Below are 21363 nucleotides of genomic sequence, written 5' to 3'. Positions count from 1 at the left end.
GTCGGGATCAGGCTACGTGAGGGGGGCAGGTGCATACTGTGCCGTGCCGACCCGCGTGCCGCAGACCCTCGGAGGAGTGCTCAGCCCATGACCGTCGACGAGCCCACGGCGCCCCTGGACCCCGAGCTCGCCGCCCGTCTCCTCGCGCTGGCCGAGCGGCGCGGCGGCGCCCGCGCGGTCGAGCGGACCGTGCTGCGCACCCGCTCCCGCACCGCCCGCGACCTGCTCGCGCGTGCAGCGTCCCCCGCCCGCCTGTCGGCCGCCGATCTCCTCGCCGCGGTCCGCGCCGCCGCCTCGGGCGACGACCACGCGGTGCCGCCGCTCGACCTGGAGTGGACCCTGAGCCTGGCCCGCGCGGTCGGGATGCAGGACCTCGACGACCACGACCTCGGCGACGCCGTCCTGCTCCTCCGCGAGCTGCGGCGGCAGCACGGCAAGGAGCTGCTGGCCACGCCCGCGGCCCAGCAGACGGTCGTCGAGCGGCTGTGGCAGGCGGGTGAGCGAGGCCTGCTCCGCTCGTGGCTCGCCGACCTGGAGCAGCTGCGCCCCGAGGTGCGCCGCTTCCTCGACATCGACCTCGCCCGGACCGGGCGGGACGGTTCCCTGCAGGACCCGACCGGCTCCCCCCGGTGGCAGAAGCTGGTCGACACGGTGTTCACCGAGCACGGCGTCGAGCCGGTACGCGTGGTCGGCGGCGGCCCGGCCACCCCCTTCGACCGGCTGAGCTGCCCGGTCGACGATCCGGTGACCGACGGCCCGCTGGTCACGGTGATCATGCCGGTCTTCCGTCCCGGCCCGGAGCTGCTCACCTCGGTCCGCTCCATCTGCGCCCAGACGTGGCGCAACCTGGAGATCCTCGTCATGGACGACGCCTCCCCGCCCGGCCACGAGGAGGTCCTCGAGCGGTGCGCGGCGCTCGACGAGCGCGTCCGTGTGCACCGGATGGACCAGAACGGCGGGACCTACCTGGCCCGCAACGCCGCCCTCGACATCGCCCGCGGCGAGCTGGTCACCGTGCAGGACGCCGACGACTGGTCCCACCCGCGCCGGATCGAGCTGCAGACCAGGGCGTTGCTCGCCGACCCTGAGACCCCCGCCACGCGCAGCTTCTGCCTGCGGGTCAGCGAGGACCTCGTCTTCACCCGGCCCGGCTACGAGACCAGCCAGGAGAACGCCTCCTCGCTGATGTTCCGACGGGAGCAGGCGCTGGCCACCGTCGGCTACTTCGACCGCTCCCGCAAGAGCGCCGACACCGAGTACCGGCGCCGCCTGGAGCTGGCGACCGGCCGGCTCAGCACCGACCTGCCGGCCCCGCTGGCGCTGGTGCGGATGGCCGGCGGCTCGTTGTCCCGGGCCGACTTCACCCCCGGCTGGCACCACGTCTCCCGTTTCGTCTACCGGGCCGCCTACGAGCGGTGGCACGCCGGGCTGGCCGCCGGCGCCGACCCCTACCTCCCCCGCTTCGCCGACCAGCGGCGCTTCGCGATCCCGCAGCGCTTCCAGGTCGACCAGGCCTCGGTCGCGCAGCGACCGCCGCACTACGACGTGGTGCTGCTCAGCGACTGGCGCCTCATCGGGGCCGCGCAGCGTGCGCTCCTGAGCGAGGTCGACGCGCTCACCGGCGCCGGATACCGGGTCGGCATCGCCCACCGCGAGTCCTACCTGGCCCTCACCGCGCGGCGGCAGCCGCTGCACCCGAGGGTCCTCGACCTGGCCAACGCCGGCACCGTCGACCTGGTCGCCCTCGACCAGGTCGCCACCGTCTCCCTCCTGCTCGTGCGCTCGCCCGACGTGCTGCAGTTCGCCCCCGCCGCGGCCAGCACGCTGGACGTGGCGAGGGTCGTGGTCGTCGCGGACCGGGCTCCGCACGCGCTGGACGGTGGCCAGCCGGACTACACCACGGCCGCGTGCGACGCGACCGTGGTCGCCACCTTCTGCGTCGAGCCGCTCTGGGTCGCCCAGGGCCCGCAGGTCGCGCGCATGCTGGCCGAGGAGATCCCGGAGGGCCGGGTGTCCTGCGAGGTGGTCGGCGACCTGCTCACCGGTGACCTGCTCCCCGGGCAGATCGGCGGGCAGACCGGCAGCGCCGCCGGCGACCGGCCGGTGCTCGGCCGGCTGGCCGAGGACGCGCCGTCGGCCTGGCCCGCCACGGCCGAGGACCTGCTGGCGGCCTACCCGGTGGACGGCAGCGCCGACGTCCGGCTCCTGGGCGCGGCCACCGTGCCCCTCGAGCTGCTGGGCGGCAGCGGTGCCCCGGAGGCGTGGTCGGTCCAGCGGGCGGGCGAGGTCGACCCGCCCACCTTCCTCGACCAGCTCGACGTCTACGTCCACCAGCCGCACCCGAGCACGCCCGCGAGCTTCGTCCCGGAGGTGGCCACCGCCGTGGCCAGGGGGGTGGTGGCCGTGCTCCCGCCGCGCTTCGAGCCGGTCTTCGGCGAGGCCGCCCTCTACGCCGATCCCGCCGCGGTGCCGGAGCTGATCGGCTCCCTGCACGCGGACCCCGACGCCCGCGCGCGCCAGGTGGCACGTGGCCGGGAGCTGGTGCGCAGCAGGTTCGGGCCGGAGGCCTACCTCGCCCGGGTCGCCGACCTGGTCGGGCCCCCGCGTCCGGACCCGCCGCAGAGCACGGCCGTGTCGCCCGAAGGCACCACGGCGCAGCCGGCAGGGACGACCCCCGCGGCACCGACCGCCGCCCCCCGGCCCGGTCCGGCGGCGCCCGACCGCCGCCGGAGGCGGAACCTCCGCCTCGTCCTCACGGTCGGGCTCGGCGCCGCCGGGCGCCTCGGCGAGGTCCTCCAGCGGGTCCGCGACGACGAGTCGCTCTTCGGCACCCCGGTCACGGTCGTCCACGCTGCCGGCGCCCGGGCCGAGGCGCAGGAGGTCGCGTTCGCCCACCCGGGCGTGGACTTCGTCGCCGCAGAGGGCGACGGCAGGTCCGACCTGACCCACGCGGCCCGCGCCGCGCTCGTCGACAGCGGCGCGCCCCTCGTGGCGGTCGCCGACCTCCCCCGGTCCCGCGCGGTCCGCTCCTTCGGCAGGGCGGTCCGGCTGGAGGCCGCCCGCCTGCGCCAGGCCAGGATCGAGGCCCCGCTGCCGCTGCTGGTATGGACGAAGACCTGTGCCGTGCAGACGGTGGCCGCCTACCTGGAGCACGCGCTCGGCACGGCCGGCGGACGCGAGGGCCCCTTCTGCGACTACCTGGGCGGGCTGTGCCTGAGGGCGTCGACGCCGCGCCTGGAGGCACTGGACCCGGCTCGCGGCTCGGTCGACGTCTTCGTCTGGCTCTCCGCCAAGCTCCCGGCGGGCATGCCGCGTCCCCCGTGGCGCTACCGGGTGGCGCTCGTCCGGGCCGGCCGGCCGGTGGCCGCCTCCGCACCGGCCGGGCTGGAGACGCGGGTCGACAACCGTGGCCACGAGGTCTGGGAGAACCTGCCCGCCCGTCTCCCGCTGGAGCGGGCGGGCGACGGGACCTCCGTGCTCACCCTCGAGCTGGACACCGAGGTCGAGGCCCTGGCGACCTCCCGACGGCTGCGCCCCGCCAAGGGGGTGCTGCTCGACGCGCGCACCGTCACGATGCCGGTGGCCCCGGACGCCGGCAGCGGCGACGTCGTGCGCTTCCTCGTGCACACCGCCCGCACCGGCGGCATCAGCTACCTGACCACCCAGCGGGGAGCGGGCGCGATCGCCCGGTTGCGCTGGGAGGCCACCATGGTGCGCAAGGACCTCGGGTCGGTCGTGCGCCGACGGGGCAGCCGCCGGATGCTCGCGCTGCGCATGGTGCGCCTGGCCACCCAGCCGTTCTTCGCCGGCCGGCACATCATGCTCGTCGGCGAGCGCAGCGACACGGCCCAGGACAACGGCCTGCACCTCTTCCGGCACATCCGCCGGACCCAGCCTCGACGCCACGTCTACTACGTCATCGACCGGCACAGCCCGCAGCGCGAGCGGGTCGCCCCCCTCGGCCATGTGGTCGACCACTCCTCGCTGCGCCACCAGCTGCTCATGCTGCACGCCGACGTGCTGGCCAACGCCTACTCCATCCGCTACCTGCTGCCCGCGCAGTGGACCCAGGAGAGCTACGTGCAGCATCTCGCGTGGCGGATCGGGGCGCTGCGGGTCTACCTCAAGCACGGCGTGCACCTCAACCCCAACGCGGTCAAGCGCGGACTCTCCGGCTACGACCTCATCCTCACCGTGATGCCGCGCGAGAGCGAGGCCATCCGGGCTGTCTCCGGCTACGACCGGCAGGTCCGCGAGATCGGCATGCCGCGCTACGACGGTCTCGTCCCGGCGCCGCCGAGCCGCACCGTGCTGTTCATGCCCACCTGGCGCCAGTACCTCGTGCCGCGCCTCAGCGGCCGGCCCAACCCCGGGCAGATCCCGTTCGAGGGCTCGGCCTACGAGCGCTTCATCAGCGGCTTCCTGGGCAGCCCGCGGCTGCACCGGATGCTGGAAGAGCACGACTTCCGGCTCACCTTCCTGCCGCACTACAACATGGCTTCCTCCTTCGACGGGGCGATCGCCTCGGCCGAGCGGATCGCGGTCGCGGACACCGACGCGACCAGCTTCCAGGACCTGCTGCGCGGTTGCGACGCGTTCCTCACCGACTATTCCTCGGTGCACTTCGACGTCGCCTACCTGGGCACCCCGGTCGTCTACGCCCGCTTCGACGAGGCGGACTACGAGTCCGGCCACGCCTCCCGCTCCTGGTTCGACTACGAGCGGGACGGCTACGGTCCCGTCGTGCGCACCGTGGAGGGCACCCTGGACGCCCTCGAGGAGGTCCTGCGGCGCGGTTGCACGATGGAGGAGGTGTATGCCGCGCGCGTCGCCGGCTCCTTCACCTACCGCGACCGCGACAACTGCGCCCGTGTGGTCGCCGCCCTCGACGAGCTCAGCGCCCTGCGCCGGCGCGGGATCGAGCCGTCCTGAGGGGGCACGCGGTCCTCGCGACCCGGACCCAGGAAGCACCGAGAAAACCGTGCCACCATGTGGGGCGGTCTTCGCAGCGCGGGGCCCTCCACCCCACCAGCTCCCGCACCCCGGCCAGGACGTGCGCGCCGACCCGACCAGCACGCCATACCCCCGAAGGACCGAGCACGTGACCAGCACCGACACCGGGTTGCGCGTCAGGAGGCGCGCCGGTGCGGAGCGCCCCAAGGGGTTCCGCCCGGACATCGAGGGGATGCGCGCCGTCGCGATCCTGCTGGTGCTGGTCTACCACGCCGGCCTGCCGTTCCTGCCCGGCGGCTTCGTCGGGGTCGACGTCTTCTTCGTCATCTCCGGCTTCCTCATCACCGGGCTGCTCATCAGGGAGCTGGAGACCAAGGGCAGGGTCTCGCTGCCACGGTTCTACGCCCGGCGCGCCAAGCGGCTGCTGCCGGCCACCGCGCTGGTCCTCGTCGTCACGACCTTCCTGACCTGGCTGACCTCCTCGGTCGTGGAGTGGCGCACCTTCGGCCTCGACATCGTCGGGGCCGCCACGTACGTCGTCAACTGGGTCCTCGCCGGACGCGCGGTGGACTACCTGGCCGAGGACGTCAGCGCCTCGCCCGTGCAGCACTTCTGGTCGCTGGCGGTCGAGGAGCAGTTCTACATCGTCTGGCCGCTGCTGCTCATCGCGGTCGGCTGGTGGGTGGCGCGCCGCGGCTCGGCCCGGCTGCGACCGGTGATGACCGCCGCCATCCTCGTCGTCATCGTCCCCTCCTTCCTCTGGTCCCTGCACCTGACCGGCGCCAACCCCGAACGGGCCTTCTTCGTCAGCACCACCCGGCTGTGGGAGCTGGGCATCGGCGCGTTCGTGGCCATCGGCGCGCTGCTGTGGGCGCGCCTGCCCCGGACCTTCGCCGTCGTGCTGGGCTGGGCGGGGCTGGCCGCCGTGGTGCTCAGCGGCTTCGTCATCGACACCCGGACGCCCTGGCCCGGCTACCACGCGCTGCTGCCCACGCTGGGCACCGCGGCGGTGATCATCGCCGGCTTCACCAGCGGTCGGAGCGGCGCCGCGGGGATCCTGTCGCGGCCCTCCATGGTGTGGGTCGGGGGCCTGTCCTACTCCCTCTACCTGTGGCACTGGCCGCTGCTCGTCTCGGCCGACGCCTACTGGGACGGGCTGAGCCCGCTGGCCGGCACCGCCGTCGCCCTGCTCTCGGTCGTCCCGGCATGGCTGTCCCTGCGCTACGTGGAGAACCCGCTGCGCTTCTCCCGCAGCCTGTCCGCGTCCAACCGGTTCACGCTGTCCCTGGGCGCGAACTTCACCGCCGTCGGCGTGGTCGCCGGGCTCCTGCTCGTGCTCGCCGTGCCCACCAGCTCCGCGCCGGGGAGCAGCACCGCCGCGGGTGCCGGCGCGATCACCCAGGGCGGCGGGCAGCGGGACGGCGGGGCGCGCACCGACGCGCCGACCACGACGTCGGACGGGACCCCGCCGCCGGGCTCGGTCGCCAGCCTCGCCCTCGTCGACGGCTTCGTGCCCGCCGCGACGGAGGCCACCCAGGACGTGCCCGCCGGCTACGACGACGGCTGCCAGCAGAACCAGTCCGACCCCGAGCCGATCCGCTGCGACTACGGAGACCCTCAGGGCGAGGTGACCATCGCCGTGGTCGGCGACTCCAAGATCTTGCAGTGGCAGTCGGTCCTGGACCAGATCGGCAAGGACGAGGGCTGGCACCTCGTCTCCTACACCAAGTCCGCGTGCGGGTTCCACAGCGGCATGCAGGTGGCCAAGGGCGGTCCCTACACCAGCTGCGCACAGTGGAACGACCTCGTCATGCAAGAGATCGTCGACCTCGACCCGGACCTGGTGCTGACCACCCAGCGCAACTTCCAGGCCCTCACCGACGAGAGCGACCCCTCGACCCTGAGCGAGGACGCCATGCTCCCCGCGATCGTGGAGACCTGGCAGGAGCTGGCGGACCACGGCATACCCGTCCTGGGAATGCTCGACAACGCAGCCCCGGACATCAGCGTCTACGAGTGCGTCGCCGAGCACCCGGACGACCTGGCCGCCTGCACCTTCGACAAGCAGGAGGGCATCGACAACAGCTCGGCGCCGCTGTTCGAGGCGGCCGCCGAGCAGGTGCCCGACGTCCGCCTGCTCGACGTGCGCGACGCGATCTGCCCCGACCCGCAGACCTGCGTGCCGGTGATCGGCGGGGTCCTCGTCTACCGGCAGACCAGCCACATCACCGACACCTACGCCCGCAGCCTGGAGCCGCTGGTGAAGGAGGAGATGGTGCCGCTGGTGGAGCAGATGGCCGGGGGCGGCGGCCGGTGAACAGGGGCGGAGCGGAGGATGGCTGCTAGGATTCCGGACGCTCCCGCCCTGTCGAGCGGAGCGGGACCGCTCCTCGTCAGCGGCACCCGGCACGACGTGGCTCGGCCCGAGCGCGTGACCAGCACAGACTTTCTCGAGGAGTGACACCGTGGCTTTCGACGCCGTCATCATCGGCCTGGGTTATGTGGGCCTGCCCCTGGCCCAGGAGGCGACCCGTTCGGGTCTGAGGATCCTGGGGTATGACGTGAACGAGGGTGTGGTGGGGGATCTGAACGCCGGCCGCAGCCACGTGGACGACCTGTCGGACGCGGACATCGCGCAGATGGTGGCCGGCGGGTTCGAGGCGACGACGCAGGAGTCGCGGATCGCCGAGGCGAAGGTGGCGGTGATCTGCGTGCCGACGCCGTTGTCGGAGGAGGGTGGCCCGGACCTGCGTGCGGTGGAGGCCGCGGTGGGTGCGGTGGCCCGCAACCTGCAGCCCGGGATGCTGGTGGTGCTGGAGTCCACGACCTACCCGGGCACGACGGACGAGGTGGTGCGCCCGCTGCTGGAGGCCGGTGGGATGGTCGCCGGTGAGGACTTCAACCTGGCCTTCTCCCCGGAGCGGATCGACCCGGGCAACGAGAAGTTCGGGGCGAGGAACACCCCGAAGGTGGTCGGCGGTCAGACGCCGGCGTGCACGGATGCGGCGGCGGAGTTCTACGGACGGTTCGTGGACACGGTGGTGCGGGCCAAGGGCACGCGCGAGGCGGAGACGGCCAAGCTGCTGGAGAACACCTACCGGCACATCAACATCGCGCTGGTCAACGAGATGGTGAAGTTCTGCCACGAGCTGGGCATCGACCTGTGGGACGTGATCGAGGCGGCCTCCTCCAAGCCGTTCGGGTTCCAGGCGTTCTACCCCGGGCCGGGGGTGGGCGGGCACTGCATCCCGATCGACCCGAACTACCTGTCGCACAACGTGCGGGCCCGGCTGGGCTACCCGTTCCGGTTCGTGGAGCTGGCCCAGGAGATCAACTCCGGGATGCCGGGCTACGTGGTCTCGCGGGTGCAGGACCTGCTCAACGACCAGGGCAAGTCGCTGCGGGGATCGACCGTGCTGCTGCTGGGCGTGACCTACAAGCCGAACATCGCCGACCAGCGGGAGTCCCCGGCGGTGCCGCTGGCCAGGGCGCTGGTCGCCAAGGGTGCGGTCGTGCAGTACCACGACCCGCACGTGAGCGACTGGCGCGCGGTGCCCGGCGCGGCCCGGGTGGAGGACGCCGCGGAGGGCGCGGCCGCCGCCGACCTGACGGTCCTGGTGCAGAACCACCGCGAGTACGACGTCGACGCCCTGGCCGGCGCCGCCACCCAGCTCTTCGACACCCGCGGCAAGGCCCACGACGGCGAGCGGGTCCACCGGCTGTGACCCTCGGCGGACCCGACCACCAGGGCTCCCTGCCCGGGCTGTCCGAGGGCCAGGCCGCGGCCCTCGCGGAGCGGCACGGGCTGGCCCAGGTCGGCGTCCGCCCCCCGGTCGGGGTCTACCTGCGGGACCTGTGGCGCCACCGCCACTTCCTGCTCACCCTGTCCAACGCCGGCTTCACCGCCCGGCACCAGAACAACTACCTCGGCGTCTTCTGGTCGGTGCTCAACCCGCTCCTCTTCGGGGCGGCCTACTGGCTGATCTTCGGCAAGCTGCTGGGCACCACGGGCAGGACGGAGAACTACGTCGGCTTCCTGCTCGCCGGGCTGTTCACCTTCATCTTCTTCTCCGCGGCGTTCAACCACGGCTCCAAGTCGATGATCAGCAGCACCGGGCTGGTCCGCTCGCTGCGCTTCCCCCGGGCGCTGCTGCCGGCGTCGGTGGTGCTCACCGAGCTGATCGCCAGCCTGCCTGCCTTCGGCATCCTGCTCGTCGTGGCCGTGGCCACCGGGGAGGTGCCCAGCCTGAAGTGGCTGCTCTTCCCGGTCGCGGTCGTGCTCGCCGCGGCGATCACGCTGGGGATCGCGCTGATCTGCGCGCGGCTGGTGCACGCGGTGCGCGACGTGAGCAACCTGATCGGGCTGGCCACGCGCGTGCTGCGCTACGTCTCGGGGGTCTTCTTCCCGATCGCCGACTACGCCGGCAAGGGCCTGATCAGCGACCTGATGATGTACCAGCCGGTCGCCCTGATGATGACGCTCGTGCGGCAGACGCTGCTCGAGGAGTTCCCCCTCGACCCGGTGACCTGGCTGGCCTCCCTGGCCTGGGCCGTCGGGCTGTGCGTCGTCGGCTTCGTCACCTTCTGGCGGGCGGAGGCGAGCTATGGACGCGCCTGAGCGGCCGGAGGGCCACCCGTCCGCCGGCCCCACCGCCGACGGCCGCCGGCCCGCGGCGATCGTCAGCCACGTCGACATCATCTACCGGGTCTACGGGGCGGGCCGCGCCCACGAGGTGGAGGAGGACGAGAGCAACCTCTTCGCACGCCTGTTCAGCCGCACCACCCCGCAAGTCGGGGTGCGCGAGGTGCACGCCGTCAAGGACGCCTCCTTCGTCGCCTACCAGGGCGAGTCGGTCGGTCTCATCGGCCGCAACGGGTCCGGCAAGTCGACCCTGCTCCGCGCCATCGCCGGGCTGATCCCGCCGGACCGGGGCCAGATCTACCTCGACGGCCGGGCCGCGCTGCTCGGCGTCAACGCGGTGCTGATGCGCAAGCTCAGCGGCGCCCGCAACGTGATGATCGGCGGTCAGGCGCTGGGGCTGTCCAAGCAGGAGGTCCGCGAGCGCTTCGCCGACATCGTCGAGTTCAGCGGCATCGGCAGCTTCATCGACCTGCCGATGGAGTCCTACTCCTCCGGCATGGCCGCCCGGCTGCGCTTCGCCATCTCGACCGCCGCCGTGCCGGACATCCTCGTCGTCGACGAGGCCCTGGGGACCGGGGACGCGGACTTCCGCAAGCGCGCCCAGGACCGGATCACCCAGATCCGCCGGGACGCCGGCACGGTGTTCATGGTCAGCCACAACAACAACACCATCAAGTCGATGTGCGACCGGGCGCTGTGGATGGAGCATGGCCACCTCATCATGGACGGCCCCTCCGGGGAGGTCGTCGACGCCTACGCCGAGTGGGTCGCCAGGCGTCGGCGGGCCAACCGGCGCGGTGGGCCCACCCCGCCGGGGCAGGGGCCGGCGTGAGCTCGCCGCGCTCGGCCCTGGTCGTCACGATCGTCCACCACCCGGCCGACGCCCGGATCCGGCACCGGCAGATCCAGGCCCTGCTGGACGCCGGGTGGCAGGTGACCTACGCCGCCCCCTACGCCGCCTACGGACTCGTGCGGCCGGTCGGCGTCCGCGGCCTGACCCCCGTCGACCTGCCCCGCTCCTCGGGCCGCCTCCGGCTGCGGGCGCTGGCCGCCGCCCGGCGACTGCTGCGCGAGCGGGCCCCCGGGCACGACGTCGTGCTCCTGCACGACCCGGAGCTGGTGCTGGCCACCCTCGGACTCGACCTGCCGCCGGTCGTCTGGGACGTCCACGAGGACACCGCGGCCGCGCTCGAGGTGCGGCCCTGGCTGCCCCCGCTGCTGCGCCGGCCGGCGGCCACCGGCGTGCGCCTCATGGAGCGCTGGGCCGAGCGGCGGATGCCGCTGCTGCTCGCCGACCACCACTACGCGGCCCGCTTCGCGCGGCCGCACCCGGTGGTGCCCAACACCACCTACGTCCCGCGGGACCCCCGCCCCGCCGCCACCCCGGACCGGGAGGGACGGCTGCGCGTCGTCTACCTCGGCAGCGTGACGATGGAGCGGGGCGCGGACGAGATGGTCGCCGTGGCGCGCCGGCTGCGCCAGGACTCCGGGGGCAGCGTCGTCGTGCAGGTCATCGGGCCCGCGCACGGCCGGGCGGGTCAGGTGCTGGAGCAGGCCGCGCACGACGGGGACCTCGAGTGGTCCGGGTTCGTGCCCAACGACGAGGCGGTCGAGCGTCTCGCCGGTGCGTTGGCGGGGCTGTCGCTGCTGCACGACGAGGCCAACTTCCGGCCGAGCATGCCCACCAAGGTGGTGGAGTACATGGCGCACGCGGTCCCCGTGGTGACCACTCCGCTGCCGGTGCCCACCGAGCTCGTCCGGGAGTCCGGCGGTGGCGTGGTCGTCCCGTTCCACGACGTCGAGCAGACCGCCGCGCAGATCATGACGTGGGCGCAGGACCCGGTCGCCGCGGCGGAGACCGGCCGCCGGGGGCACGCCGCCGCCCGGGAGGGCTTCGACTGGGTCACCCACGCGCCCGGCTTCATCGCCGCGCTCGAGGAGGCCTCGCGCCGCGGGCCGTCCGCCACAGGTCAGTCGCGGCCGTAGAGGTCGCGGGTGTAGAGCTTGTCGCCGAAGGCACGGGCGCTGTCGTCGAGACGGTTGGCGATGATCAGGTCTGCCTGCTCGGCGAACTCGTCCAGGTCGCGCACCACGCGCGCGCCCTGGAAGGTGTCCTCGGTCAGGGCCGGCTCGTAGATGACGATCTCGGTGCCGCGGGCCTGGAGGCGGGACATGACGCCCTGGATGGAGGAGGCGCGGAAGTTGTCGGAGCCGGCCTTCATGATCAGCCGGTAGATGCCGACGGTGCGCGGCTGGCGCTCGTGGATGTCGGAGGCGATGAAGTCCATCCGGGTGGTGTTGGCGTCGACGATCGCGGTGATGAGCGTCTGCGGGACGTCGCCGTAGTTGGCCAGCAGCTGGCGGGTGTCCTTGGGCAGGCAGTAGCCGCCGTAGCCGAAGGAGGGGTTGTTGTAGTGGTCCCCGATGCGCGGGTCCAGGCCCACGCCCTCGATGACCTGGCGGGTGTCCAGGCCGCGGGTGGCCGCATACGTGTCCAGCTCGTTGAAGTAGGCCACCCGCATGGCCAGGTAGGTGTTGGCGAAGAGCTTGATGGCCTCGGCCTCGGTGGAGCCGGTGAGCAGGACCGGCACGTCCTTGGTGATCGCGCCCTCGAGCAGGAGGTCGGCGAACATCTGCCCCACCTCGCCGGTGTCGCCGACGATGATGCGCGAGGGGTGCAGGTTGTCGTGCAGTGCGCGGCCCTCGCGCAGGAACTCCGGGGAGAACAGCACGGTCGCGCCGGGGTGCTCCTCGCGCAGCCGCTGGGTGAAGCCGACCGGGATCGTCGACTTGATGACGACCGTGGCGCCCGGGGAGTGGGACAGGACGTCGACGAGCACCTTCTCCACCGAGGAGGTGTCGAAGAAGTTGGTCTCGGTGTCGTAGTCGGTCGGGGTGGCGATGACCACGACGTCCGCCCCCGCGTAGGCCTCGGCCGGGTCGGTGGTGGCCCGCAGCCGCAGGTTGTTGTGGGCGAGGTAGTCCTCGAGCTCCGGGTCGACGATCGGGCTGCGTCGCTCGTTGAGCATGGCGACCTTGGACTCGTCGATGTCGAGGGCGACGACGTCGTGGTGCTGGGAGAGCACCACGGCGTTGGACAGGCCCACGTAGCCGGTGCCGGCGACGGCGATCTTCATACGGGTGCTCCTCGTGGTTCGCGGCGGACCGGATCAGTATGCCGTGCGCGCGTGGGGCCGACCTCATCTCGCGGCTGACCGGCTGCGGGGCGGGACGGCGACGGGATTAGGTCATGGCGCGCGTCGGCCGGTATCGTGGAGGGGCTCATCGCACCCCGTCCGGGCCCAGGCCTGTGGACGACGGCGGCGCACGACCTGCGGGTCGTGGCAGGCTGGGGGAGCGGTGAGGCACGTATGAAGCCCTCCTGTCACGGAGAGACCGTGACCGCAACAGACCGAAGGAGGTGGGTTCACGCATGCGTCAGTACGAGCTGATGATCATCCTCGACCCCGAGACCGACGAGCGCAATCTCCAGCCCACGCTGGAGAAGATGCTGGACGTCGTGGGCAAGGAGGGTGGCTCCGTCGACGAGATCGACGTCCTGGGCCGCCGCCGCCTGGCCTACGAGATCAAGAAGCAGGCCGAGGGGATCTACGCGGTCGTGCAGATGACCGCCGAGCCCGCGACCGCCCAGGAGCTGGACCGTCGGCTGGGGCTGAACGAGTCCGTCCTGCGCACCAAGCTGCTGCGCCGCGACGCCTGAGCGAGGCGCAGACACCCGAGGACACCCTCAAGGACCCAGACACCCTCAAGGACCAACGGATCGAGGACGACCTGACATGGCCGGAGAGACCCCCATCACCGTCGTCGGCAACCTGACCGCCGACCCGGAGCTGCGCTTCACCCCCAGCGGTGCGGCCGTCGCCAACTTCACGGTGGCGTCCACCCCGCGCACGTTTGACCGCCAGACCAACGAGTGGAAGGACGCGGAGACGCTGTTCATGCGCTGCTCGGTGTGGCGCGAGGCAGCCGAGAACGTCTCCGAGTCGCTCCACCGCGGCACCCGTGTCGTGGTCACCGGACGGCTCGTCTCGCGCTCCTGGCAGACCCAGGAGGGGGAGAACCGCACCGTCATGGAGATGCAGGTCGACGAGATCGGCCCGTCCCTGAGGTACGCCACCGCCCAGGTGACCAAGGCCCAGCGCGGCAGCGGTCAGCAGGGCGGCTGGGGCGGCGGTGCGCAGCAGGGTGGCCAGGCCGCCCCGCAGCCGGCCGGGCAGTCCGGCGGCTGGGGCGGCGGTGCCCAGCAGGGCGGTCAGACCGCCCCGCAGCCGGCGGGGTCTGGTTCCAAGGGTGCTCAGCAGTCCGGCGGCGACGCCGACCCGTGGGCCACCGGTGGCCAGTCCGGCCAGCAGGCCGGGCAGCAGGCCGGTGGTTGGGGCGGCGCGCCGTCCTACGACGAGCCGCCGTTCTGATCCTCGGGCCCCGGACCACCAGGTCCGGGACCGTCGAGCAGGACCCGAGCTCACCGCATACACAGCAGTTCCACCATCCCGAGCAGCGCTCGGGCTCTCACGAAAGGGGAGAGCACCACGATGGCCAAGCCCGTTGTGCGCAAGCCCAAGAAGAAGGCGAACCCGCTGAAGGCCGCCAAGATCGAGGCGATCGACTACAAGGACACCGCCCTTCTTCGCAAGTTCATCTCCGACCGCGGCAAGATCCGTGCGCGTCGCGTGACCGGCGTCTCCGTCCAGGAGCAGCGCCGTATCGCCAACGCGGTCAAGAACGCCCGCGAGATGGCGCTGCTGCCCTACAGCAGCTCCGCCCGCTGACCCACGACGTCCCAGGAGATCGAAGATGAAGGTCATTCTCACCCAGCCCGTCTCGGGCCTGGGCTCCGCCGGTGACGTCGTCGACGTCAAGGACGGCTACGCCCGCAACTTCCTGCTGCCCCGCAAGGTCGCGACCCCGTGGACCAAGGGCGGCCAGAAGCAGGTCGAGGCGATCAACCGTGGCCGCGAGAAGCGCGCCATGCAGAACGCCGAGGACGCTGCGGCGGCCAAGAGCAGGCTCGAGGGTGCCACGATCACCGTGGCGGCCCGCGCCGGCTCCGGCGGTCGCCTGTTCGGCGCCGTGACCCCGGCCGAGATCGTCGAGGCGATCGTCGCGGCCGGGGGTCCCGAGGTCGACAAGCGCCGGGTCGAGGTCCCCACCCCGATCCGCAGCGTCGGCGAGCACGCCGTCCACGTGCGTCTGCACGAGGACGTCTCGGCCGACCTCACGGTGACGGTCACCGGCGCCTGAGCGCCGGGGCACCGCCCCGCACCACGTCGACGGCCCCGGACCGCTTGATGTCCGGGGCCGTCGCGCACCTCGCCGTCGTTAGGATGGCGGACACCTCACGCAGCCGGTTGAGACCCAGGGAGGGCCATCGTGATCGTCGCCCTCCTCGCTGTGCACCTGGGGGCGGCGCTCGTGGCACCGACGCTGGTGCGCCTGGTCGGCCGACGGGCCTTCGTCCCGATCGCGCTCGCCCCGGCGCTCACCGCGGCCTGGGCGGTCACCCAGCTGGGCGCCGCCGGCTCCGCCGAGCCGCTCACCGAGACCTACCGGTGGGTACCGGACCTGATGCTCGGGCTCACCTTCCGGCTGGACACCCTGGCCTGGGTGATGACGCTCGTCGTCTCCGTGGTCGGTGCCCTCGTCCTGCTCTACTGCGCGCACTACGTCGAGGAGGACGACGACGGCAACGTCGGGCTGCTCGCCTCGGCGCTCGTCGCCTTCGCCGGGTCGATGCTCGGGCTGGTCACCGCCGACGACCTGCTGCTGCTCTACGTGTTCTGGGAGATCACGACGATCCTGTCCTACCTGCTCATCGGCTACCTCTCCCGCAGCCAGGCGAGCACGCGGGCCGCCAAGCAGGCGCTGATCGTCACCACCGCCGGCGGCCTGGCGATGCTCGTCGGCATCGTGCTGGTGGGCACCGCCTCGGGCACCTACCGGATCAGCGAGCTGCTCGCGTCCCCCACGTCCTCGGGGATGGTCACGACCGGCGTCGTGCTGCTCCTCGTCGGGGCCATCACCAAGTCGGCGCAGGTCCCCTTCCACTTCTGGCTGCCCGGCGCCATGGTCGCACCGACGCCGATCAGCGCCTACCTGCACGCGGCGGCGATGGTCAAGGCCGGCGTCTACCTCGTCGCGCGCCTCGCCCCGGCGTATGCCGACCTGCCGGCCTGGCAGGTCACCCTCCTCGTGCTCGGCGGGGCCACGATGCTCCTGGGCGCCTTCCGGGCCACCCGGCAGAACGACCTCAAGCTGCTGCTCGCCTACGGCACCGTCAGCCAGCTCGGCTTCCTCGTGGTGCTGCTCGGCTGGGGCAGTCCTGGCGCCACGCTGGCGGGGCTGGTCGTGCTCGTCGCGCACGCCATGTTCAAGTCCAGCCTCTTCCTCACCGTCGGCACCATCGACCACGCGACCGGCACCCGGGACATCCGCCGGCTGGTCGGGCTGCGCTCTCGGATGCCGGTGCTCGCGGCCTCCTCGGTGCTGGCCGCGATGTCGATGGCCGGGCTGCCGGTGCTCGTCGGCTTCGTCGGCAAGGAGGCGGGCCTGGGGGCGCTGCTCCACCCCGCCGACGGCTGGTGGTCCCTCGACGGCGGCGCTGCCGCTGCCGTCGTGCTCGGCTCGGTCCTCACCATGGCCTACTCGTGCCGGTTCGTCTGGGGCGCGTTCACCGACGGCGCCCGGCCCCCGGTGGGCAAGCCCGAGCCGCCGCGCTGGCACCGGCCGACCTGGATCCTCGTCGGCGTCCCCGTGCTCCTCTCCCTCGGCGGCCTGGTCCTGGGGCTGACCTCGACCACGCTGGAGACGGTGCTGACACCGCATACCTCGACCGTCACCCACCGGGTGGACGCCCACCCGGTCCACCTCGGCCTCTGGCACGGGTTCACCCTGCCGCTGGCCGTGTCGGCCGGCATCTGGGTGCTCGGCGCGGCCTGGTGGTGGCTGCAGAGCCGGCGGCCGGTGGAGGTCCCGGTGCCGCTGTCCCCCTTCGACGCCGGGCGCAGCTACCACCACACCATGCGTGGGCTGGACCGGCTGGCGCTGGAGACCACCGGCTTCATGCAGCGCGGGTCCCTGCCGGTGCTGCTGGGCACCATCCTCGCCGTGCTGGTGGCCCTGCCGGTCGCCACCATGGTGCTCAAGGGGGTGTCCTGGCCGCAGGAGGTCCACCTCGCCGACTCCGCGGCGCAGCTGGCCATCGGGGTGCTGGTCGTGCTCGCCGCCTACCTGGCCACGCGGGCGCGGCGCCGACTGCGCGCGGTCTTCCTGGTCAGCGTCACCGGCTACGGCACCGCCCTGCTCTTCCTCGTGCACGGTGCCCCGGACCTGGCGCTGACCCAGGTGCTGGTCGAGACCGTGGTGCTGGTCGTCCTCGTGCTCGTGCTGCGCCGCCTGTCCGGCCGCTTCCCGGACGACCCCACCCGCCTGACCAGGCGGGTGCGTGCCCTGCTCGGCGCCGCCGTCGGCGCCGTCGTGGGCGTCTCCACCGCCGTGGCGGCGGGCTCCCGCGTCCAGGAGCCGGTCTCGGCCGACCTCGCCGGCCGGGCGGTCGACTACGGCGGCGGGCTCAACATCGTCAACGTCATCCTGGTCGACGTCCGCGCCTGGGACACCATGGGCGAGCTCTCGGTCGTGCTGGCGACCGCGACCGGCGTGGCCAGCCTCATCTTCCTGCGCGAGGAGAACCTCCAGCGCGCCGCCCAGGGGCTGCTGCGCTCCCGCAACCTGCGCGCCAGGCGCCCGGAGGAGCGCCCGGACGGGCGCGGCAGCGGGCAGGAGGCCCCCTCGCGCCGGCTGTGGATCGCCGGCACCCACCAGGTCGACCCCTACCGGCGCTCGACCATCCTCGAGGTGGTCACCCACCTGGTCTTCCACACCATCGTGCTCTGGTCGGTCTACCTGCTGTTCACCGGCCACGACCAGCCGGGGGGCGGGTTCGCCGCGGGGATCGTCGCGGGTCTGGCGCTGTGCCTGCGCTACCTGGCCGGCTACGGGGCCGAGCTGCGGGCCGCGCTCCCGGTGCGCCCCGCCTCGCTGCTGGGCACCGGGCTGTTCATCGCCGCCGGCTCGGCGCTGCTGCCGATGCTCGTCGGCTCACCCCCGCTGCGGAGCTGGACCGTCGACCTGCACGTGCCGCTGCTCGGCGAGGTCCACCTGGTCACCTCGCTGATCTTCGACGTGGGCGTCTTCCTCGTCGTCCTCGGGCTCATGCTGGACATCCTGCGCAGCCTCGGCTCCGGCATCGACGACCAGATCCGCGACGAGGAAGAGCGGCTCGCCGCCCGCGAGGGGGCCGGTCGATGAGCGTCAACCTGACCACGATCGTCGTCGCCTCGGCGCTCATCGGGACCGGGACCTACCTCTTCCTCTCCCGCTCGCTGGTGCGCGCGCTGATGGGCTTCCTGCTCATGGGCAACGGCATCAACCTGCTCTTCATCGCGGCCTCCGGCCCCGCCGGTGCCCCGCCGATCGTGGGCGAGTCCGACACCCCGATGACGGACCCGGTGCCGCAGGCCCTCGTCCTGACCGCGATCGTCATCACCCTGGGCATGACCGCCTTCGTCCTGGCCCTGGCCCACCGCGCACGCCAGCTCTCCGGGCGCGACCTCGTCGACGACGACACCGAGTCCGCACGGATCCACGCGCGCGCCGACGCCGACCTCCTGGACAGCCTCAGCGCCCGCGACGTCGCGGAGCAGATCGTCACCGGCGCCGAGCTGCCGGAGAGCCGCCACCACGGCGAGACCGAGGCGGACGGTGAGGCGGGGACCAGCTGGCGCGGCGGCATACCCGGGCAGGACCCGGGCGGGCGGCCCCCGACCGACGACCCCCGCAGGGGAGGCGGACGATGACCACCCCCTACGCCTGGGTCGTGCCGCTCATGGTCGTGCTCCCGCTCGTCGGCGCCGGGCTGGCGCTGGCCGCCGCGCGCCGCACCGGTGTGCAGCGGATCATCAGCATGAGCGTGCTCGGCACCATGCTGGTGCTGGCGGGCGTGCTGCTGTGGGCCGCCGACCAGCTCGGTCCGCAGGTCGTCTACGTCGGCGGCTGGACCCCGTGGGAGGGCATCGTGCTGGTGGTCGACCGGCTCTCCGCGCTCATGGTCATCGTCTCCACCACCGTGACGATGGGGGTGCTGGGCTACTCCATCGGACAGGGGCGCAGCTCCTTCGACGACGAGAGCGACGGGCACTCGCCGCTCCCGGTCTTCCACCCCACGATCCTCGTGCTCGCCGCCGGGGTGACGACGACGTTCGTCTCCGGCGACCTGTTCCACCTCTACGTCGGCTTCGAGATGCTGCTGGCCGCGAGCTTCGTGCTGCTCACCCTCGGTGGCACGGTCGAGCGGGTGCGTGCGGGCACCACCTACGTGCTGGTCTCCCTGCTCTCCTCGATGATCTTCCTCATCGCGATCAGCATGGTCTATGCCGCGACCGGCACCATCAACCTGGCCCTGCTGGCCCAGCGGACCGGCGACCTGCCGCCCAGCACCGTCGCCGTGCTGCACGTCATGCTGCTGCTGGGCTTCGCGGTGAAGGCGGCCGTCTTCCCGATGTCGGGCTGGTTGCCGGACTCCTACCCGACCGCGCCGGCCCCGGTCACCGCGGTGTTCGCCGGGCTGCTGACCAAGGTCGGCATCTACGCGATGATCCGCACCCAGACGCTGCTCTTCCCCACCACCCGCTTCGACGACGTGCTGCTGTGGGCCGCGCTGCTGACCATGGTCGTGGGCATCCTCGGTGCGATCGTGCAGGACGACATCAAGCGGATGCTGTCCTACACGCTGGTCAGCCACATCGGCTTCATGCTCTTCGGCATCGCGGTCGGCTCGACGATCGGCCTGGCGGCCGCGATCTTCTACGTCATCCACCACATCCTCATCCAGACCACCCTGTTCCTGGTCACCGGCCTGATCGAACGGGTCGGCGGGTCCAGCGACACCGCGCGGCTCGGCGACCTCGCCGCGATCTCCCCGGTCGTCGGGGTGCTCTTCTTCGTCCCGGCGATGAACCTGGCCGGGATCCCGCCGTTCACCGGCTTCCTGGGCAAGGTCGGACTCATCCAGGCCGGTGTCGACGCGGGCACCTGGCTGTCCTACGTCGTCGTCGCCGGCGCGGTGGTCACCTCCCTGCTGACCCTGTATGCCGTCGCGCGCGTCTGGGCACGCGCCTTCTGGTCGGAGAACCCCCGGGGGATCACCGGGCAGGGCCCGGTCCGGGGCGGTCACCACGAGGCGCTGGGCCTGGGCGTGCTGGTCCCGACCTCGGGGCTGGTCGCGGTGACGGTGGCGCTGACCGTCGTGGCCGGGCCGCTCTACGACATGACCACCCGGGCGGCGGTCGACCTCATGCTGCGCGAGCCCTACCTGCAGGCCGTGCTCGGGGCGGGGGCCGGACTGTGAGGGGCCGGCTGCTGGGACGCCAGCTCTCGTGGTGGTCGATCCTGTGGCTCACCGTGGTCTGGGTGGTGCTGTGGCGCTCGCCCAGCGTGCTGACCGTGGTCGGCGGGGTGGCGGTGGCCGTCCTGGTGCTCGTGGCCTTCCCGCTGCCGCGGGTGCGGGTGCGGCTGCGGCTGCACCCGTGGCCGTTCGTCGTGCTGCTGGTCCGCTTCCTGTGGGACCTGACGGTGGCCTCGGTCCACGTGGCGTGGCTGGCGATCGCCCACGGCCCGACGACCCGCGGTGTCGTCATGGACATCCAGCTGGTCGCCAGGGAGGAGCTGCTGCAGACGATCACCGCCGAGCTGGTCGCGCTCGTCCCCGGCACGGTGGTCATCGACCTGGACTCCCGCGACCGGCTCCTGACGCTGCACGCCCTCGAGGTGGAGAACGACAAGGACGCCCAGCGGGTGCGGCGCAACGTCCGCGCCCAGGAGGCGCGCGTGGTGCGCGCGCTCCACCCCGACCCCGAGGCGGTGCTGGACCCGCGGCGGTCCAGGGCGGCGGCCGCGGTCGCGCAGGGCCCGGCGGCCGAGGGTCTCGGCGCCGCCCCGCCGACCGCGCAGACCGGACGCCGCAGGGACGACGGGCAGGAGCAGGGATGAACCTGGAGACCGTGGAGGCCGTGCTGTCGTGGGCGATCGGCGCGCTGATCGCGCTGTCCGCGCTGCTCGTCCTCGTGCGGGTGACGATCGGCCCGAGCGTGCTGGACCGGGTGGTCGCCTCCGACACCCTCGTCTCGGTCGTGGTGTGCGCGCTCGGTGCGCACATCGCGCTGACTGGGTCGGTGTCCACGATGCCGCTGCTCGTCTCGTTGTCGCTGGTCGGCTTCCTGGGGTCGGTGGCCGTCGCCCGGTTCGTCGCCCGGGACCGTGACCCGGAGCCTCCGCGATGAGCTGGACGACGGTCGCCGACCTCCTCGGCCTGGTCGCGCTGCTGGCCGGGGCGTTCCTGTGCTTCGCCGCCGGCGTCGGCCTGGTGCGCTTCCCCGACCTGCTCACCCGGATGCACGCGGGGACCAAGCCGCAGGTGCTCGGCGTGCTGCTGGTCCTCATCGGCGTGTGGCTGCGCACGCGGTCCGGCATGGACGGTCTGGTGCTGCTGCTCGTCGGCATCTTCCAGCTGCTCACCATCCCGGCCGGTGCCCACATGGTGGGTCGTGCGGGCTTCAGGACCGGTCAGGTGCGACCGGCCGACATCCACCCCGGCAGGCGCGAGCGGACCGGCGCCGGGGAGGCCGAGCCCGGGCGCTGACCCTGGCCCCGGCCCGCGCTCGACCCGGAAGCCGGGCGCCGGGGTCGATCAGGGT

At 72.8% G+C, this 21363-nt stretch carries 17 protein-coding genes; 16 read left to right on the top strand and 1 reads right to left on the bottom strand.

Translation table 11 applies throughout. The annotated features are described in order from the left end of the window. The first annotated feature begins 87 nt into the window (after window positions 1-87). From DV701_RS12050 to DV701_RS12025, 6 genes are all read left to right on the top strand, one after another. Window positions 88-4932 (top strand): CDP-glycerol glycerophosphotransferase family protein, encoded by a 4845-nt coding sequence (locus tag DV701_RS12050; RefSeq protein ID WP_114928572.1) that lies wholly within the window; start codon window positions 88-90, stop codon window positions 4930-4932. Window positions 4933-5101: 169 nt separating this feature from the next. Continuing rightward, window positions 5102-7270, top strand: a complete 2169-nt coding sequence (locus DV701_RS12045) for an acyltransferase family protein (protein ID WP_162802997.1) — start codon at window positions 5102-5104, stop codon at window positions 7268-7270. 148 nt (window positions 7271-7418) lie between these two features. Next, window positions 7419-8678, top strand: a complete 1260-nt coding sequence (locus DV701_RS12040) for a nucleotide sugar dehydrogenase (RefSeq protein ID WP_114928568.1) — start codon at window positions 7419-7421, stop codon at window positions 8676-8678. Next, window positions 8675-9571 carry an ABC transporter permease gene (locus DV701_RS12035; protein WP_228255001.1) on the top strand — a complete coding sequence of 299 codons (897 nt, stop codon included), beginning with the start codon at window positions 8675-8677 and terminating at the stop codon, window positions 9569-9571. Before DV701_RS12040 ends, DV701_RS12035 begins: the two co-directional genes overlap by 4 nt. Next, complete coding sequence (locus DV701_RS12030) at window positions 9558-10427, top strand: ABC transporter ATP-binding protein (RefSeq protein ID WP_114928567.1); 870 nt, start codon at window positions 9558-9560, stop codon at window positions 10425-10427. The genes DV701_RS12035 and DV701_RS12030 overlap by 14 nt, the downstream gene beginning before the upstream one ends. Beyond that, window positions 10424-11581, top strand: a complete 1158-nt coding sequence (locus DV701_RS12025) for a glycosyltransferase (RefSeq protein ID WP_114931087.1) — start codon at window positions 10424-10426, stop codon at window positions 11579-11581. Before DV701_RS12030 ends, DV701_RS12025 begins: the two co-directional genes overlap by 4 nt. On the opposite strand, the gene DV701_RS12020 is transcribed toward DV701_RS12025, so the two are convergent. Beyond that, the gene (locus DV701_RS12020; RefSeq protein WP_114928565.1) at window positions 11566-12732 is read right to left on the bottom strand and encodes a nucleotide sugar dehydrogenase; all 1167 of its coding nucleotides are present in this window, start codon (window positions 12730-12732) and stop codon (window positions 11566-11568) included. The two genes, DV701_RS12025 and DV701_RS12020, sit on opposite strands and share 16 nt — an antisense overlap. Window positions 12733-13028: 296 nt before the next feature. Between DV701_RS12020 and rpsF the strand changes: the two genes are divergently transcribed. The 10 genes from rpsF (at window position 13029) to mnhG (ending at window position 21308) form a co-directional block, all read left to right on the top strand. Then, window positions 13029-13316 carry a 30S ribosomal protein S6 gene (gene rpsF / locus DV701_RS12015; RefSeq protein ID WP_114928563.1) on the top strand — a complete coding sequence of 96 codons (288 nt, stop codon included), beginning with the start codon at window positions 13029-13031 and terminating at the stop codon, window positions 13314-13316. A 76-nt stretch (window positions 13317-13392) separates the two neighbouring features. Then, window positions 13393-14028: a single-stranded DNA-binding protein gene (locus tag DV701_RS12010; protein ID WP_114928561.1), complete on the top strand. Its 636-nt coding sequence runs from the start codon at window positions 13393-13395 to the stop codon at window positions 14026-14028. Window positions 14029-14148: 120 nt separating this feature from the next. Then, window positions 14149-14385, top strand: a complete 237-nt coding sequence (rpsR, locus tag DV701_RS12005) for a 30S ribosomal protein S18 (protein WP_114928559.1) — start codon at window positions 14149-14151, stop codon at window positions 14383-14385. A 25-nt stretch (window positions 14386-14410) separates the two neighbouring features. Continuing rightward, window positions 14411-14857: a 50S ribosomal protein L9 gene (gene rplI, locus DV701_RS12000; protein WP_114928557.1), complete on the top strand. Its 447-nt coding sequence runs from the start codon at window positions 14411-14413 to the stop codon at window positions 14855-14857. Window positions 14858-14986: 129 nt separating this feature from the next. Next, window positions 14987-17920, top strand: coding sequence for a Na+/H+ antiporter subunit A (locus tag DV701_RS11995; protein ID WP_114928555.1), 2934 nt, complete (start codon window positions 14987-14989; stop codon window positions 17918-17920). After that, window positions 17917-18468 (top strand): Na(+)/H(+) antiporter subunit C, encoded by a 552-nt coding sequence (locus DV701_RS11990; protein ID WP_114928553.1) that lies wholly within the window; start codon window positions 17917-17919, stop codon window positions 18466-18468. Before DV701_RS11995 ends, DV701_RS11990 begins: the two co-directional genes overlap by 4 nt. Then, window positions 18465-20018, top strand: a complete 1554-nt coding sequence (locus tag DV701_RS11985; RefSeq protein ID WP_114928551.1) for a Na+/H+ antiporter subunit D — start codon at window positions 18465-18467, stop codon at window positions 20016-20018. Before DV701_RS11990 ends, DV701_RS11985 begins: the two co-directional genes overlap by 4 nt. Beyond that, window positions 20015-20659: a Na+/H+ antiporter subunit E gene (locus DV701_RS11980; protein ID WP_114928549.1), complete on the top strand. Its 645-nt coding sequence runs from the start codon at window positions 20015-20017 to the stop codon at window positions 20657-20659. Before DV701_RS11985 ends, DV701_RS11980 begins: the two co-directional genes overlap by 4 nt. Next, window positions 20656-20949 (top strand): monovalent cation/H+ antiporter complex subunit F, encoded by a 294-nt coding sequence (locus DV701_RS11975; protein ID WP_114928547.1) that lies wholly within the window; start codon window positions 20656-20658, stop codon window positions 20947-20949. The genes DV701_RS11980 and DV701_RS11975 overlap by 4 nt, the downstream gene beginning before the upstream one ends. Continuing rightward, window positions 20946-21308, top strand: coding sequence for a monovalent cation/H(+) antiporter subunit G (mnhG, locus tag DV701_RS11970; RefSeq protein WP_114928545.1), 363 nt, complete (start codon window positions 20946-20948; stop codon window positions 21306-21308). Before DV701_RS11975 ends, mnhG begins: the two co-directional genes overlap by 4 nt. The last annotated feature ends 55 nt before the right edge of the window (window positions 21309-21363 follow it).

This window comes from Ornithinimicrobium avium (genome assembly GCF_003351765.1).
Lineage (GTDB): Bacteria > Actinomycetota > Actinomycetes > Actinomycetales > Dermatophilaceae > Ornithinicoccus > Ornithinicoccus avius.
This window is presented reverse-complemented; position numbering and strand designations above follow the sequence as displayed.